This is a genomic window from Mycoplana sp. 10N416 (assembly GCF_056394765.1).
On sequence record NZ_JBFTIM010000006.1, the window covers coordinates 260409 to 276854 of the forward strand.

The following is a 16446-nucleotide window of genomic DNA, read 5'->3' on the forward strand; positions in this document are numbered from 1 at the left end:
AGCGGCAGCGTCGTCCAAAGGACAAAAAACGCAGAGAAGTTATTCCTGATTACTTCACGAAACGCATGACCCCGCAAGGTCATGCGTTTTTTACGTGGCCTGCCGAGCAACAGTCCGGGCATGGAAGCCGCATCGGAACGCGGCCGCGCCGTTCTGCCGCTCACGCAGCAGCGCCTGCCGCCGGCTGTCGCACCGTATTTTCCCGCCGTTCGAACCCGACCTGGTCAAGCACCGACGACACGAGCGTCGACCGGTTCATCGTATAGAAATGGAATTCGTCGACGCCGAGCGCGATCAGCCCCTCGACCTGACGGGCCGCCAGGTCCGCAGCAACCCTGGCACGCTCTTCGGGCTGGCCGTCCAGCGGCCCGAGGCGATCGGCAAGCCATTGCGGAACCGTCGCGCCGCATAGCCCCGCAAACTTCTGCACCTGGGCCAGATTATGGACGGGCAGGATACCCGGCACGATCGGGATGCGAATCCCGGCAGCACGGACCCGCTCGAGGTAGCGCTCATAGTGGATGTTGTCGAAGAAGAACTGCGTCAATGCCCGGGTCGCACCCGCATCGACCTTGCGCTTCAGCATATCGATATCCGCCGCCACGTCGAAGCTTTCGGGGTGTTTTTCCGGATAGGCAGAGACCGACACCTCGAAATCGCCGATCGCGCGCAGTCCAGCGGCCAGTTCGGCGGCGTTGGCATAGCCTCCCGGATGGGGCTGGTAGGCGGCACCGATGCCGCTGGCCGGGTCGCCGCGCAAGGCCACGAAATGGCGGACGCCAACCGCCTGGAACTCGTCAATGACGGCATGCACCTCCTCCTTCGTCGCGCCGACGCAGGTCAGGTGCGCCGCCGCCGAAAGCGGCGTGTCGCTGATGATGCGCGCCACGGTGGCGAGCGTCGGCGCGCGCGTGGATCCGCCGGCCCCGTAGGTGACCGAGACGAAACTCGGTGCATAAGCGGTCAAAGCGTCGATCGTCTCCCAGATCTGGCGTTCGGCCTCTTCGGTCCTGGGCGGAAAAAACTCGAAGGACAGCGTGGGGGCGTGGCGTTGGCGCGCGGCTTGGCCAATCGTCATGTCAATTCCTCCCGCCAATGGCGATCAGCGGTTCGACGCCATCGGCACCCTCTGCCGGTCGCTGGTCGCGCGCCAGCCATATCGTGACCGTCAGCGCTTGCGGACCGCCCTCGGCGGGGGTGAGATCGATCGTCTTTTCGAGTGCCAGGCCCGCCTGCTCCAGCCACTCCTCGACGATCTGGTGGGAAAACCCCAGTCGCAGATGGGCGTGCTCGTCCCGCAAATGCTCTATTTCGTGCGGCGCAAGATCGATGATCACCAGCCGTCCGCCCGGCCGGAGCATGCGTGCAGCTTCGGCGATGGCCGCGTCCGGTTCGTCGAGAAAGTGAAGGACCTGATGAATGGTCACCACGTCGAACTCGTCGCGCTCCAAAGGCAGATTGAAGATGTCGCCGTGCCGGATCGAGGCCTTGGTGATGCCGGCGCGGTCCAGATTGGCGCGGGCGACCGCGAGCATGTCGCGGCTGGCATCGACGCCGACGCCGCGCCGATAAAGCCCCTCGAACAACTGCAGGATACGGCCGGTGCCGGTGCCAAGGTCGAGAAACGCATCGACCGGCTGCTCGCCGATCAGTCCGAGGAGCGCTGCCTCGACCTCCGCATCGCTCACATGAAGGCGACGCAGTTCGTCCCATTCGGCGGCGTTCCGGCTGAAATAGGCTTGCGCCTTTTCTGCGCGCGCCTTCTTCAGCACCGCAAGCCGTTCCGCATCCCTGGACAGGACCGGGTCGCTCCCGTCGATCCGGTCGAGCAGCAGGCGCGCCAGCGAGACGGCGGCACCATCGTGCCTGAGCCGGAAATAGGCCCAGGCGCCCTCCTGGTATCGTTCGATCAGCGCCGCCTCGGCGAGAAGCTTCAGGTGCCGCGAGATACGCGGCTGCGACTGGCCGAGGATATCGGTGAGATCGGTGACCGTCAGATCGCCGCGGGAGAGAAGGGCCAAGAGGCGCAGGCGGGTCGACTCGCCCGCCGTCTTCAAAACCTCTACAGCGTCGTCCAAGCCGAGCTTCACCATTCCCGCCCTCAATCCAATCAAGACATAAAGATATGTTTATGTCATGAGTTGCGCAAATGCAAGCCGCAATCTCCGGGCTCGCTTCGAAGCTGGAAGTAAGGCGATGCAGCCGGACACGTGGGATCCGGGCCGTGTGCATCCGCAGATCGACCAGATCACGACAAACAGACTGCTTGCGTGCCGGGCGCGCAATCTCCGAAGGGAGGCCGCCCGAATGCGTCGCCACGTCCGCTCGGCGCCACACTTGCAGTCGGCGAGTTGCCGGAGTGCACCGTCGAGGCGGCGCGATCGAACCGCACCCGTAATGACAAGCCATAATGACAAGCCGCCACGCTGTGTCCAGCGTGGCGGCTTGGTGGAGATCCCCACAGAGCAAGCGGCCGCTCGACGGACCGTGTCGCCTGCCCTTTGATTCTCAGCGGGTCAGGCGCTTGTAGGTGACGCGCTTCGGGTTGACCGAATCCGGGCCGAGGCGGCGGATCTTGTCCTGCTCGTAGTCCTCGAAGTTGCCCTCGAACCATTCCACATGGCTGTCGCCCTCAAAGGCGAGGATGTGCGTCGCAAGCCGGTCGAGGAACATGCGGTCGTGGCTGATGATGACCGCGCAACCGGCGAAGTTTTCGAGTGCGTCCTCAAGAGCCGCCAGCGTTTCGGTGTCGAGGTCGTTGGTCGGCTCGTCGAGCAGGATGACGTTGCCGCCGGCCTTCAGCATCTTGGCGAGGTGGACGCGGTTGCGCTGGCCGCCCGAGAGCGTGCCGACCTTCTGCTGCTGGTCGCCGCCCTTGAAGTTGAAGGCGCCGCAATAGGCGCGCGAATTCACCTCGTGCTTGCCAAGCTTGATGATGTCGTTGCCGCCGGAGATTTCTTCCCAGACAGTCTTGTCGCCAGCGAGCGCATCACGGCTCTGGTCGACGTAGCCGAGGTCGACCGTGTCACCGACGCGGATCTCGCCGCTATCGGGCTGCTCTTGGCCGGTAATCATCCGGAACAGCGTCGTCTTGCCGGCGCCGTTCGGACCGATGACACCGACGATGCCGCCGGGCGGCAGCTTGAAGGTGAGATTCTCGATCAGCACGCGGTCGCCATAGGACTTGGTCAGGTTCTCGGCCTCGATCACGACGTTGCCGAGACGCTCACCGACCGGGATCACGATCTGCGCGTCGCCGGGACGACGATCCTCCGCCGCCCTGACCAGTTCGTCGTAGGCGCGAATACGGGCCTTCGACTTCGCCTGTCGGGCCTTGGGGCTGGAAGCGATCCACTCCTGTTCGCGGGAGATCGCCTTCTGGCGCGTCGCCTCCTCACGACCCTCCTGCTGCATGCGCTTGGCCTTGGCCTGGAGGTAGGCCGAATAGTTGCCCTCGTAGGGGATGCCGCGGCCGCGGTCGAGCTCGAGGATCCAGCCGGTGACATTGTCGAGGAAGTAGCGGTCGTGGGTGATCATCAGCACGGCGCCCGGATACTCGCGCAGGTGCTTTTCCAGCCAGGCGATCGTCTCGGCGTCGAGATGGTTGGTCGGCTCGTCGAGCAGCAGCAGGTCAGGCTGCGACAGCAGCAGCTTGCAGAGCGCGACGCGGCGCTTCTCACCGCCGGACAGATTGGCGACGTCCGCATCGCCCGGCGGGCAGCGCAACGCGTCCATGGCCATCTCGACCTGGCTTTCGAGATCCCAGAGGTTCTGGCTGTCGATGATGTCCTGGAGCTTGGCGCCCTCTTCGGCCGTCTCGTCCGAATAGTTCATCATCAGCTCGTTGTAGCGGTCGAGGATCGCCTTCTTGCCGGCGACACCCTCCATCACGTTCTCCAGCACGTTCTTCGCCGGATCCAGCTGCGGCTCCTGCGGCAGGTAGCCGACGGTCGCGCCCTCCGCCACCCAGGCTTCGCCGGTAAATTCCGTGTCGAGACCGGCCATGATCCGCAGCACAGTCGACTTACCCGCGCCGTTCGGGCCGAGAATACCGATCTTCGCGTCCGGGTAGAAGGAAAGGTGAATATTCTCCAGAACCTTCTTGTTGCCATAGGCCTTGTTGAGCCCTGCCATGTGATAGATGAACTGTCGTGCCATTGCGCGCCTGCTCCGCATTCAAAGAAAAATTTGCCCGCTATGTAGGCGAATTCCCCGGCAGCGGCAATGCAGCGCCACCAAGACAGCGGGAATTGTCTCGTTGCAGCCCAAGAGACCGGGCAGCAACGGTCACCCTATCGCGTAGGAAGCAGACATGCCCGGGCGCAGCACCCGCATCGCCCGGCTCAACTGATCAGTCACCGCCCGCGCGAACCAGCAGTCCGCCGGCGCATCTGGACTTGGTGGCCGAAGCGCCCCGAATGAGCCCGGCGAGTTCCCCCTCGTCCGAATTCAGCCCAATGGTCAGCCCGGTAACGATCTTCTCGTCGCCGACCGTACGGCAGCGCAGTTGCACCCGCTCGCCCGTTCCGGCGCCGAATGCGGCATCAAAGGCGGCAGCGAGCTCGGCGATCGTCACCGCCTTCCCCGCCTTCGTTTGGAAAAACACGCCCACTGCGGAGCCGTTGACGGTGTCCAGCAACTCCAGGGATCGCGCATAGTAATCCTCCGCCGTCGTCGCATGGCAGGTGCCGTTCATCATCCACTGATGGCGGTCGAGCCCGGAGGCGACACCGGGCATGGCCGCGGCAAGGCGCATCGCCGTAGTCTCTGAAAGTGCCAATTTGGGCAGATCCGTCCATTTGCTGGAGCGGTGGAGCTTTTTCAGCTCGGCATCGATACCGCAGTAGCTCTTCCTGACCCGCCACAACCCGTGCAGCGACAGGCGTGTCGCCTCCTCGGCGCCCTTCAGAGGCCCGGCGCATTCCGGAGCCTTCGGCTTCGTCAGGCAGAAACCCGGCTGCCAGGTCAGTGCCAGCACATGAGCGGTCTTGGACTTTCCACCACCGCCCTCGGGGCCGCCCTGCAGTGTCATCGCGGCCGCAGGTGCCGCCAGCGCCAGAAAGAGGAACATTGCAGTCATTTGCATGCATGTGGATCCGGGCCTTGTCATGACACCTCCCCAAACAAGAACAAACCATAAACATTAATCAACATTCGCGGGAAAATTGCAACTTAAAATTTTGACGACGCAGACAGCTGTGGGTGCGCCCTGCACCCGCACGAAGCGCAATTTGCATTTGGATGGAAAATCAATTTCATGCTGCCACTACCAGTCTCGTCATGACATCCCGGAGCAACATGGTCTGCACAACGCGGCATCTGCAAAGTCCGACGGGCGCAAGGCTCGCCTACCGCCACGAACCATCGCGCGGTCGCGCCGAGGGCGTGGTCCTGATCAGCCATGGGCTTGCCGAGCATTCGCGCCGCTACAAGGCCTTCGCAGAGCGTTTGGCGGTGGAGGGCTTCCACGTCTATGCCCATGACCATCGCGGGCACGGTGATACAACCGCGCCGGACGCGCCGATCGGCCGCTTCGCCCATCGACACGGACTACATTTGGCGCTCGAAGACATGGCCGCGATACGCGAGTTGGCCGTCGCCGCCCATCCGGGATTGCCGATCATCCTGTTCGGACATTCGATGGGGGGACTTCTCGCGCTGCTGTTTGCAGAAACGCATCCGCAAAAGATCGACGGACTCGCGGTCTGGAATTCCAATCTGAACCCGGGCTTCGCCGGTCGCGCTGCGCAAGCCGCTCTGCTGGCCGAGCGGATGCTGAAGGGATCGGACGTGCCGAGCGAGATCTTGCCGAAACTCACCTTCGCGGCCTGGGCGAAAAAAGTCTCGCACCGGCGAACCGACTTCGACTGGCTCTCGCACGATGCAGCGGAAGTCGACCGGTACATTGCCGACCCGCTCTGCGGTTTCGACGCCAGCGTGTCGCTCTGGCTCGACGTATTCGCCATGACGTTTGCCGCCGCGAAGGCGAACGCAATCGCACGCCTACGGACCGGATTGCCGATCCATCTCGTGGGTGGCGACGAAGACCCGGCGACCGATTTCGGCCGCGCCGTCACCTGGCTCGGGGACCGGCTGAAGACGGCGGGGCTTTCCGACGTGACCTGCCTCGTCCATCGCGGATTGCGCCACGAAACGCTGCTGGAACGGCAGGACCTGCGAGAAATGCCGATTGCGGATTTCTGCAACTGGTGCCAAAGGATTGCGCTGACTGAACGCCGAACCGGTGGATCCAAATGACCGCACATGCATCGACATCTCCCTCCACGCTCCATCAGGAGGTGCGGCTGGGGCTCGTCCTGATGGTCATTTCGGTCCTTATAGCGCCGGTCATCGATCTCTTCTCCAAACTCGCAGTGGCAGAGGTTCCGGCGGCCGTCATCACTCTTTGTCGCTTTATGTTCCAGGCGGCGACGCTTCTCCCGGTCGTTCTCTGGCGCGGCACCCTGCTCGACCTGACCTGGAAGAAGTCGGCCCTGCATGCGCTCCGCGGCCTAATGGCTGCGACCGTGATGATTAGTTTCGTCATGGCTCTTGCCGTGATGGAGATTGCAGACGCACTCGCGATTTTCTTCGTCGAGCCGATCATCCTGACGATCCTCGGGGCGATCTTCCTGAAGGAAACGATCGGCTGGCGGCGTTATACCGCCTGTGCAGTGGGCTTCCTCGGCGCCCTGCTCGTGATCCAGCCAAGCATGCAGGAGGTCGGACTGTTTGCATTGCTGCCGGTCGTGTCCGCGTTCGGCCTTGCCGTGTTCTATCTGATCACACGGCTGGCAGCGCAGAGCGAGGACCCCTGGTCGATGCAGTTGCATACCGGCCTCTGGGGCGCAGCTTTTGCCGGGATCGCACTTCTGGTCGGCAACCATTTTGACTGGACGGCGTTCACTCCGGTCATGCCGCACGGCATTTCCACGCTGTTCATCATCTGCGCCGGCATTGCCGCCACCATCTCCGGCATTTTCGGCGCCTATGCCTATCGCAGCGCCCCGGCCTCGGTGCTGGCGCCGCTGCAATATCTGGAGATCGTCTCCGCCACCATTCTCGGTTGGTGGGTGTTCGGTCACCTGCCCGATCCGCTGAAATGGGGTGGCATCTCCATCATCATCGGCTCCGGCCTCTACGTGATCTGGCGCGAGCACCAGTTGCGAAAGCGTCCGACCATTCCCGCGATGCCGCCGCTCGTCTGAGCCGAGCGCAACCCGATTAAGTCCGGACGCGCATCAACCCATGCCCGGTTGATGCTATCTCGCGATGCGCCTTTTTGTTATCCAGCACCCATTGCCGAGGATAGATTGCCGTTGACGACGAACGGTGTCGGCATGGAGGAAACGATGGACAACAAGAACTTGCCGCTTGCCGGAATCCGGGTCATCGAGCTCGCGCGCGTGCTCGCCGGTCCCTGGGCCGGACAGATGCTCGCCGACCTCGGCGCGGACGTGATCAAGGTCGAGAATCCCGAAGGCGGCGACGACACCCGCGCCTGGGGGCCTCCCTTCGTGACCGGCAAGGACGGCGAGAACCTGTCCGCCGCCTACTACCACTCCACCAACCGCAACAAGCGCTCGATCACCGTCGACTTCCGGACGAAAGAAGGCCAGGAAATCGTCCACCGGCTGGTGCGCACAGCCGATGTCGTGATCGAGAACTTCAAGGTCGGCGGGCTTGAGAAATATGGCCTCGACTACAAGAGCCTCGCACCGGAAAATCCGAAACTCGTCTATTGCTCCATCACCGGCTTCGGCCAGGACGGCCCCTATGCCGCCCGTGCCGGCTACGACTACATCGTCCAGGGCATGTCCGGCTTCATGTCGGTGACCGGCGCGCCGGATGGCGAACCGATGAAGGCGGGCGTAGCGATTGCCGATATTTTCACAGGCATCTACGCGGTAACGGCCATCCAGGCCGCGCTTATCCATGTGATGAAGACGGGCAAGGGCCAGCAGATCGACATGGCGCTGCTCGACGTGCAGTCGGCCGTCATGGCGAACCAGAACATGAACTATCTGGTTTCCGGCACCGCTCCCACCCGCCTCGGCAACGCCCATCCGAACATCACCCCTTACGAGGTGATCGAAACCGCGGATGGCCACATGATCCTCGCGATCGGCAACGACGGCCAGTTCCAGCGGTTCTGCGCGTTGCTCGGCATGGCCGATCTCGCCTCCGACGAGCGCTTCGCCACCAACAAGTCGCGGGTCAAGTTCCGCGGGGAACTTCGTCCGCTGATCCTCGAGCGCAGCCGCAAATGGATGAAGTCCGACCTTCTGGCCGCCTGCGAAGAGAACGGCGTACCGGCCGGCCCGATCAACTCGATCGCGGAAACCTTCGACGACCCGCAGATCAAGGCGCGTGGAATGCGACTGGACCTGCCAGATCGCGACGGCAACCGCATCCCGAGCGTGCGCACGCCGATCGTCTTTTCCGAAACGCCGCTTGCCTATGAACACCCGAGCCCGCGGCTCGGCGAACACACCGACGAGATTTTGGCCGAACTCCAGAAACTGGAAGCCGGGAGGAAATCCGCATGACAAACACCGCAATGAGCACACAGGGAAAAACCATGAGAACCGGTGGACAACTGATCGTCGATGCCCTCGTCGCCAACGGCGTCCGCCGCATCTCCTGCGTGCCCGGCGAAAGCTACCTCGCGGTACTCGATGCCCTGCATGACACCGACATCGACGTGCTCGTCTGCCGCCAGGAAGGCGGCGCGGCCATGATGGCCGACTGCTGGGGTCGGCTGACCGGCGAGCCTGGCATCTGCATGGTCACGCGCGGCCCCGGCGCCACCAACGCCTCTGCCGGCCTCCATATCGCCAGGCAGGATTCGATCCCGATGATCCTCTTCATCGGCCAGGTCCAGCGCGAGGCCCGCGAGCGCGAGGCCTTCCAGGAGATCGAATACCGCCGCGCCTTCACCGAGGTTGCCAAGTGGGTAGCCGAAATCGACGATCCGAAGCGCATCCCTGAATTCGTCACCCGCGCCTTCGCGGTCGCGACCTCGGGACGGCCGGGGCCCGTGGTGCTGGCGCTGCCGGAGGATATCCTGACCGAGACGGTCGAGGCGCCGGTTGCAATCCCCTACACGCCGGTCGAGGCCCATCCCGGCCCGAAGCAGATCGCCCAGTTGCAGTCGCTGCTGGAAAAGGCCGAGCGGCCGGTCGTCGTCCTCGGCGGCACGCGCTGGAACGAGGAGAGCGTCGCCGGCATCGCCGCCTTTGCCGAGCGCTGGGCGCTGCCGGTCGCCTGCTCGTTCCGTCGGCAGATGCTGTTCGACCACCTGCACCCGAACTATGCGGGCGACTCCGGCATCGGCGTCAACCCGGCGCTCGGCAAGGAGATCCGCGAGGCGGACCTCGTCCTCATGCTCGGTGGCCGCTATTCGGAGATGCCGTCCTCGGGCTACACGCTGCTCGACAGCCCCTACCCGAAGCAGACGCTGGTGCATGTCCATCCCGATGCCTCCGAACTCGGCCGCGTCTACCGGCCGGAGCTTGCGATCTGCGCCAGCGCTTCGGACTTCGTCGCCAGCCTCGCCGATCTCGCCCCCGCCTCCCCGCCGCGCTGGGCGGAGCGGACGAAGGCGATGCACGCGTCCTATCTCGCCTGGTCGACACCGCCGGCCTCCGGCCCCGGTGACGTGCAGATGGGGCCGATCATGACCTGGCTCGAGGAGAACGTGCCGGCGGATGCGATCTTCACCAACGGTGCCGGCAACTACGCCACCTGGGTGCACCGGTTCCACCGCTTCCGGCGCTTTGCCACGCAAGCGGCGCCGACCTCGGGCTCGATGGGCTACGGCCTGCCGGCGGCGGTGGCTGCCAAGCAACTGTTCCCGCAGCGGGAGGTCATCTGCTTTGCCGGTGACGGCTGCTTCCTCATGCACGGGCAGGAATTCGCGACAGCCGTGCGTTATCGTCTTCCGATCATCACCGTCGTCGTCAACAACGGCATCTACGGCACGATTCGTATGCACCAGGAACGGGACTACCCGGGCCGCGTCAGCGCCACCGACCTGACCAATCCGGATTTTGCGGCATACGCCATATCCTTTGGCGGCCATGGTGAAACGGTCACCAGGACCGAGGAGTTCGCTGCCGCCTTCCTGCGGGCGCGGTCGAGCGGCAAGCCGTCGATCATCGAGGTCAAGCTCGATCCAGAAGCGATCACCCCGGCACGCACGCTCTCGCAGATCAGGGATGGTCGTTAAGCGCTTAAAAAACAATGCCGCACGTCCTTGAGATCGGACGTGCGGCATTCAGACTACTGCCTATTCGCGAGGCTCCACGCTTCGTCACCCCGGACCTGATCCGGGATCTAGCCGCGCCGCGTCTGCGGCGCGAGAGTGTCCTTTTCGCTGAAAGACTTGAGCGCGCTGGCTGCCGGATCAAATCCGGCATGACGGCCCGCTGCCCTAGCAAAAGGGCGAAGTGGGGATGTCAGCCAATTTGAACGCCGCGCGACCATCTCGGCAAGCGCGGTGTTATCCGTTCGTGTCTTGCCGACCTCAGCCGCGGATATGCTGCGTCTGGGCGTAGATGTTCGTCGAGCGGGCGCCGGAGCGGCAATAGCCGAGCATCGGCCGCGGAAGTTCGTCCAACGCATCGACCATGTCGCGCACGGCGTCGGCCGTCACCCCCATCGATCCCACCGGCACATGGGCCATGTCGATGCCCAGTTCCTTTGCCCGTGCCGCGATGGTCGCGAACTCCGGCTGGTCGGGCGCCTCATGGTCCGGCCGATGGCAGACGATCGACTTGAAGCCCAGCGCCTTGACCTCGTCCAGATCCTCGACGGTGATCTGGCCGGAAACCGAGTATTCGTCGTTGATCGCGCGGATATCCATGATGCGTGCCCTTCGTGAAAACGTGTGGCCTTCGATTTAGGTGCGCCCGACCCGGGCGTCAATCGGCGACGAAGTCGATCTTTGTTCGAGCCTATCGCAACTCGAACGACAGGCCGTAGTCGACCGTCTCTCCGGGCCTGAAGTCCGCCATCTCGCCGGACGCGATGAGTTCGTTCCGTCCCGCGAGCCGATGAGACACCGGCTCCAGTCCCATCACATGACAACCCGGAGACTGGTTCCGCCAGACCTGCAGGTAAGGCAGCGTGTCGACGCGGAAGCGCAGGTGCAGGCTGCGTCCGCCGAGCGAGGCCATCGGGCCGATCGCGATGACGGCCCAGCCATTCTCCGCAGTCTCCGTTGTAGAGACGCAGAAGATCCGCATGTCGCCGTCACCGAACCGCCACGGCAGGCTTCCGCCTTCCAGCATCGCCCCGGTCAGGCGCGTGGTTTCGTCGAAGAGGCGGGTGTTGAAATTGACATGGTACATCGCTACCGGCGGCCATGGGCGAATGCCGGTGTTGGTGACGTCGTCCTCGAGGGTGATCAGGCCGGTCTGGCGATCGGCCCGCCAGCGTCGCTGCAGTTCCGCCGTCTCGCCGTTAGCAAGCTTCATCGGCACGCGCGCCGAGCAGACGACCTCGCTCTCATCTTCCTCAAAGAAGATGTCCTTGGCCGGATGGGACGACAGCGATCCGTGCAGCGGATAGCGCCTGCCGTCTGCCGCGTCCTCGACCGCCTCCGGGTGGCGTATGTGGTCGGGACCGCACGTGAACATGAACCCGGGCAGTGCCCGGTCGATGCGCGGGTCGCCATCCGACGGGATCGCCGAACCGGGCGCCAGATTGATGCCGCGAAAGATGGCCTCGCGCAGGTCGAGTGCGGACTGGGAGTCGAGTGCGATATCGAAACTATGCACGCCGTTTTCTGCGGTCAAAGCGAGGGTCATGGGGTCTCCCGGATTCGGTTTGCGCGCATGCTAGCGCACGCTCGACGGAACCGGAATCGATTTTGGCGGCGCACCCGTAAGGCCGCCGGCGTTATGCAAAAATTGCATGGGAAACGGAAAAGATTGCATAGGCAAACACTTGATTGCCCCTGTTTTTGATGGAAGGCTCGCTGAAATAATGTGCTCTTGGGAGGGGGTTCAGCGCGTGGCAGAGAGTTCGCAGATTCAGGCAGACACGATTCTGTATAACGGTGTCATCTGGCGTGGCCTCGACGAAGGCACGACCGAGGCGTTGGCGATCTGGGAGAACAAGGTTCTCGCCGCGGGTTCGAACGACGAGGTCCTGTCGCTGAAGGGTGAACGCACAAAGCTCATCGACCTGCAGGGCCAGTTTGCCACACCCGGCCTGAACGACGCCCACCTCCACCTCATCTCCATCGGCCTTACACTCAACTGGATCGATGCGACGCCGGCAGCCGCGCCGACGCTCGATAGCCTGTTGCGGGCAATCAAGGAACAGGCGGCAAAGACGCCGCCGGGCACCTGGATCCGGGCGCGCGGCTACGACCAGACGAAACTCGATATTGGCCGTCATCCGCACAAATCCGAACTGGATGCGGTCGCGCCCGAACACCCGGTAATGGTGACGCGCGCCTGCGGCCATGTGTCGATCTTCAACACGGCTGCGTTCAAGCTCGCTGGCATCGACGAGGCGACGCCGGTGCCGGAAGGCGGGCTGCTCGAGCAGAAAAACGGCGTGCTGACCGGCATGGTGGCAGAGACCGCACAAGGGCTGGTGCGCGCGGCGATACCGAAGGCTTCGACCGAAGAGATGATCGACGCGATCGACGCCGCCGGCAACATGCTGCTGTCCTACGGCATCACCAGCGTCATGGACGCGGCTGTCGGCATGCTGTCGGGCTTCGACGAGATCCGCGCCTACAATCTTGCCAAGCTGCGCGGCAAGCTGCCCGTGCGCGCCTGGCTGGTGCTGCTTGGCGATCCCGGTGTTTCCATCGTGCCGCAATGCCATGAGGCGGGCCTCGTTTCCGGCGTCGGCGACGACATGCTGACCATCGGGGCGGTCAAGCTTTTCCTCGACGGCTCGGCGGGCGGCCGCACCGCCTGGATGACAAAGCCCTATCTCGGCGACGACAACACCACCGGCGTGCAGATCCTTTCCGACGCGGAACTCGAGGCTCTGGTGTTCGATGCCCATGGCAAAGGCTACCAGCTCGCCTGCCATGCGATCGGCGACGCTGCCATCGAGCAGTTGATCACCGCTTACGAGAAGGCACTGGCGGCGATGCCGGACGCCGATCGGCGCCACCGCATCGAGCATTGCGGTTTCTCCACCGATGCCCAGCACCAGCGCATGGTCAAGGCCGGGATCTACCCCTGCCCCCAGCAGGTGTTCATCTATGATTTCGGCGACGCCTACATCAAGGTGCTCGGCGAGGAGCGGGCGATCCCCAGTTATCCGTTGAAAACCTGGAAAGAGCTGGGGTTCAAGCCAGCGACGGGCAGCGATTCGCCGGTCTGCCACCCCAATCCGTTCCCGAACATCTACAGCATGCTGACGCGCAAGACCGGCAAGGGCACGGTGATGGATGCCCGCGAGCGGGTGACGATCGAAGAGGCGCTACAGGTCTACACGGAATACGGCGCGTTTTCGCAGAAGCTCGAAAACGTTAAGGGCAAGCTGGTCCCCGGGCAGGTCGCCGATATCGCGGTATTCTCCCGTAATATGCTGACCGCCACAGCGGAAGAAATTCTGAACGACACCCAGTGCAACCTCACCATCCGGGGCGGCGAAGTGGTGTTCGCAAGAGATGCGCAGCAATAACGACAGGTATCAATAACGATAGAGACTGACGCCATTCCAATTAGAAAAGAGAGGGAACTAAAACATGAAGAGAATTGCATTGGTGGCAGCGTTGGCCACAGCCTTGCTTTCAGGTGTCGCTTCGATCGCCTCGGCCGAAGAGCCGCGCGCGGGCGGAACGATCAACTTCGTGGCGCCTTACGGCTCCAGCTTCTCGTCACTGGACATCCATGCCTCCGCGCAGGTTCAGGACGAGTTCTGGGCCAAGGGCATCCACCGCTCGCTTTACCAATGGAACGCCAACGAGAACAAGCCTGAGTTGTCGCTGGCGACCGACGTTTCGATGTCGGACGACAAGCTGACCTACACCTACAAACTGCGCCAGGACGCCTTCTTCCACGACGGCAAGCAGATGACTGCCGACGACATCATCTACAGCTATACCCGCATCATGGATCCGGCGAAGCCCTTCCCGGCGGCGCAGTACATCAGAGTCATCAAGGGCGCGGACGAATACAATGAAGGCAAGGCCAAGGAAATTTCCGGCCTGAAGAAGATCGACGATTTCACGCTGGAAATCACGCTATCCGCACCGATCAACCCTGGCTTCCAGTTCATGCCCAATTACACCGCGATCTACCCCGTCGGCGCGGCGGAGAAGGACGGTTACTTCACCCAGCCGGTCGGCCTTGGCCCCTACAAATTCTCCGAGTACGTGCCGGGATCTCGCCTTACCGTCGTGAAGAACGACCAGTACTACGAAAAGGGCAAGCCTTACGCCGACAAAGTCAATATCATGATCATGGAGGATGCGGCTGCCCGCGACGTGGCGTTCCGCAGCAAGGAAGTCGACGTCTCAGTTCTCGGCCCGGCGCAATATGTCGCCTACAAGGCAGATCCGGAACTGTCGAAGAACATCATGGAAGTCGCGGAAGTCTATACCCGCTATGTCGGCTTGAGCGCCGATTTCAAGCCGTTCCAGGACAAGCGCGTGCGCCAGGCGATCAACTACGCGATCGATTCCGACCTGATCATCAAGCGGTTGGCGAAGGAAAAGGCTTATCGCGCCTCCGGCTGGCTGCCGACATCGTCGCCCGCCTATGACAAGGACGCCAAGCCTTACCCGTACGATCCTGAAAAGGCCAAGGCACTGCTGGCAGAAGCCGGCTATGCCGATGGCTTCGAGTTCGAGCTGACCGCCACCCAGAACGAAAGCTGGGGCCTGACCATTGTCGAGGCGATCATTCCGATGCTCGAAAAGGTCGGCATCAAGGTCAAGGCCAAGCCGGTGGAGAGCTCGGTTCTTTCCGAGGCGGTGCCGGGCGGCGATTTCCAGGCCTTCATGTGGTCGTCGGAAAGCGGGCCGGACTCGCTGACGGCGCTGCGCTGCTTCTACTCCAAGACGCCGCAGTCCTCGTGCAACTATGAGAAGTTCAACAACGCCGACTTCGACAAGCTGTTCGAAGCGGCGACCAGCGCCAAGACTGAAGACGAAAAGAACGACCTGCTGCGCCAGGCCAACAATCTGCTGCAGGAAGAAGCGCCTGTGTGGTTCTTCAACTACAACAAGGCGGTCATGGCCTATCAGCCGTGGCTGCATGGCGTGCAGCCCAACTCGCAGGAAATGGCGATCCAGGCTTATGAACAGCTCTGGGTCGACGACACCGTACCGGCCCGGTAAGCAAGGCTGAAAAGTCGGATGCCGGTGCAATGCGCTCCGGCATCCGGTGCCTGCACCGTCGCGACTCCTCCGGAGCGCAACCGGTCCAGGCACCGCCATCGGTGTCCATGAAACCCCCCGATGCAAGGACAGGGCTTTCCGGCTCGCCGGACAGCCGCCCTTCTGCATCGCAGGCGGAGGAGAATCCCCGGTGCTACGTTTCGCCCTGCGCCGCCTTCTGCAGATGATCCCGACGGTCGTCGCGGTATCTCTGCTGATCTTTGTGATCTTCAGTGTCGTGCCCGGCAGCATCGCCTCCAGCATGATTGCCGATGGCCGCGGCGCCAACGACCCCAAGCTGGTCGAAAAGATGAACCAGGAGTTCGGCCTCGACCAACCGGTCCATGTCCGGTTCGGCAAGTATATCTGGAAGCTGGCGCAGTTCGATCTCGACACGTCCTTCCGCACCCGCCAGCCGGTCATTACGATGATCAACGAACGCATGTGGGCGACGCTGAAACTGGCCTTCGCAGCCATGCTGGTGGCGGTCGTCGTCGGCGTTCCGCTCGGTTTCGTCGCAGCACTCAGGCCCGGCAGCCTGTTCGACAGCCTGACCATGATCAGCGCGATTTCCGGCCTGTCGCTGCCGCAGTTTTGGCTTGGCCTTCTCTTCATGTATCTGTTCGCGCTGACGCTTGGCTGGTTGCCGAGTTTCGGCTACGGCGACGGCGGTCTGCGCAACCTGATCCTGCCGGCGCTGACGCTCGGTGTAGCCCCGCTGGCGCTTCTCGCCCGCACCACGCGCGCCGCCGTTCTCGAGGTAATGAGCGCCGACTATGTGCGCACCGCCCGCTCCAAGGGCGTGAGCAGTTTCCGTCTGGTCCAGGGGCATGTCCTGCGCAATGCCCTCGTGCTGATCATCACCACGATCGGCCTGCAGTTCGGTTCGATGATGGGCCAGGCGGTGGTGATCGAGAAGCTGTTTTCCTGGCCAGGCATGGGGTCGCTTCTGATCGACAGCGTGGCATTGCGCGACATCCCGGTCGTCCAGGGCTGTATTCTGGTGATCGTCCTGTGGTTCCTCTTCATCAACACGGCGGTCGACATCCTCTACGCCATCATCGACCCCCGCATCAGCCACGAGTAGA

Annotated in this window: 13 protein-coding genes; 7 read left to right on the top strand and 6 right to left on the bottom strand. The window is 63.1% G+C overall.

The features are described from left to right. Positions 1–160 precede the first annotated feature (160 nt). The 4 genes from metF to AC1DDS_RS14600 form a co-directional block, all read right to left on the bottom strand. Positions 161–1078 carry a methylenetetrahydrofolate reductase [NAD(P)H] gene (gene metF / locus AC1DDS_RS14585; protein ID WP_477479551.1) on the bottom strand — a complete coding sequence of 306 codons (918 nt, stop codon included), beginning with the start codon at positions 1076–1078 and terminating at the stop codon, positions 161–163. A gap of 1 nt (position 1079) precedes the next feature. Then, entirely contained in the window at positions 1080–2093 is a 1014-nt protein-coding gene (locus AC1DDS_RS14590; protein ID WP_477479552.1) for an ArsR/SmtB family transcription factor, read from the bottom strand. Between the two features lie 415 nt (positions 2094–2508). Beyond that, positions 2509–4158: an energy-dependent translational throttle protein EttA gene (ettA, locus tag AC1DDS_RS14595; RefSeq protein ID WP_477479553.1), complete on the bottom strand. Its 1650-nt coding sequence runs from the start codon at positions 4156–4158 to the stop codon at positions 2509–2511. Positions 4159–4351: 193 nt separating this feature from the next. Continuing rightward, positions 4352–5086, bottom strand: a complete 735-nt coding sequence (locus AC1DDS_RS14600; RefSeq protein ID WP_477479554.1) for a ribonuclease T2 family protein — start codon at positions 5084–5086, stop codon at positions 4352–4354. Between the two features lie 212 nt (positions 5087–5298). Here AC1DDS_RS14600 and AC1DDS_RS14605 point away from each other — a divergent pair, with 212 nt between their 5' ends. The 4 genes from AC1DDS_RS14605 to AC1DDS_RS14620 all read left to right on the top strand — a co-directional run bounded on the left by AC1DDS_RS14605 (position 5299) and on the right by AC1DDS_RS14620 (position 10231). Further along, the gene (locus tag AC1DDS_RS14605) at positions 5299–6258 is read left to right on the top strand and encodes an alpha/beta fold hydrolase (protein ID WP_477479555.1); all 960 of its coding nucleotides are present in this window, start codon (positions 5299–5301) and stop codon (positions 6256–6258) included. Next, on the top strand, positions 6255–7208 hold the full coding sequence (locus AC1DDS_RS14610; RefSeq protein ID WP_477479556.1) for a DMT family transporter: 954 nt from the start codon (positions 6255–6257) through the stop codon (positions 7206–7208). The genes AC1DDS_RS14605 and AC1DDS_RS14610 overlap by 4 nt, the downstream gene beginning before the upstream one ends. A 132-nt stretch (positions 7209–7340) precedes the next feature. Then, positions 7341–8549, top strand: a complete 1209-nt coding sequence (gene caiB, locus AC1DDS_RS14615) for a succinate--glutarate CoA-transferase (protein ID WP_477479666.1) — start codon at positions 7341–7343, stop codon at positions 8547–8549. Between the two features lie 32 nt (positions 8550–8581). Further along, a complete protein-coding gene (locus AC1DDS_RS14620; protein WP_477479667.1) occupies positions 8582–10231 on the top strand; it encodes a thiamine pyrophosphate-binding protein in 1650 nt (549 codons plus the stop codon). A 297-nt stretch (positions 10232–10528) separates the two neighbouring features. Here the strand turns inward: AC1DDS_RS14620 and AC1DDS_RS14625 are convergent, their stop codons facing one another. Together AC1DDS_RS14625 and AC1DDS_RS14630 are read right to left on the bottom strand one after the other, a co-directional pair. Further along, positions 10529–10867, bottom strand: coding sequence for a protein tyrosine phosphatase family protein (locus AC1DDS_RS14625; protein WP_477479557.1), 339 nt, complete (start codon positions 10865–10867; stop codon positions 10529–10531). A gap of 91 nt (positions 10868–10958) precedes the next feature. After that, positions 10959–11813, bottom strand: coding sequence for a DUF4432 family protein (locus AC1DDS_RS14630; RefSeq protein WP_477479558.1), 855 nt, complete (start codon positions 11811–11813; stop codon positions 10959–10961). A 205-nt stretch (positions 11814–12018) separates the two neighbouring features. Here AC1DDS_RS14630 and AC1DDS_RS14635 point away from each other — a divergent pair, with 205 nt between their 5' ends. The 3 genes from AC1DDS_RS14635 (at position 12019) to AC1DDS_RS14645 (ending at position 16445) form a co-directional block, all read left to right on the top strand. After that, positions 12019–13659 carry an amidohydrolase gene (locus tag AC1DDS_RS14635; RefSeq protein WP_477479559.1) on the top strand — a complete coding sequence of 547 codons (1641 nt, stop codon included), beginning with the start codon at positions 12019–12021 and terminating at the stop codon, positions 13657–13659. A 64-nt stretch (positions 13660–13723) separates the two neighbouring features. Continuing rightward, complete coding sequence (locus AC1DDS_RS14640) at positions 13724–15319, top strand: ABC transporter substrate-binding protein (protein ID WP_477479560.1); 1596 nt, start codon at positions 13724–13726, stop codon at positions 15317–15319. A 190-nt stretch (positions 15320–15509) separates the two neighbouring features. After that, positions 15510–16445 carry an ABC transporter permease gene (locus AC1DDS_RS14645; protein ID WP_477479561.1) on the top strand — a complete coding sequence of 312 codons (936 nt, stop codon included), beginning with the start codon at positions 15510–15512 and terminating at the stop codon, positions 16443–16445. Position 16446: the final 1 nt, after the last annotated feature.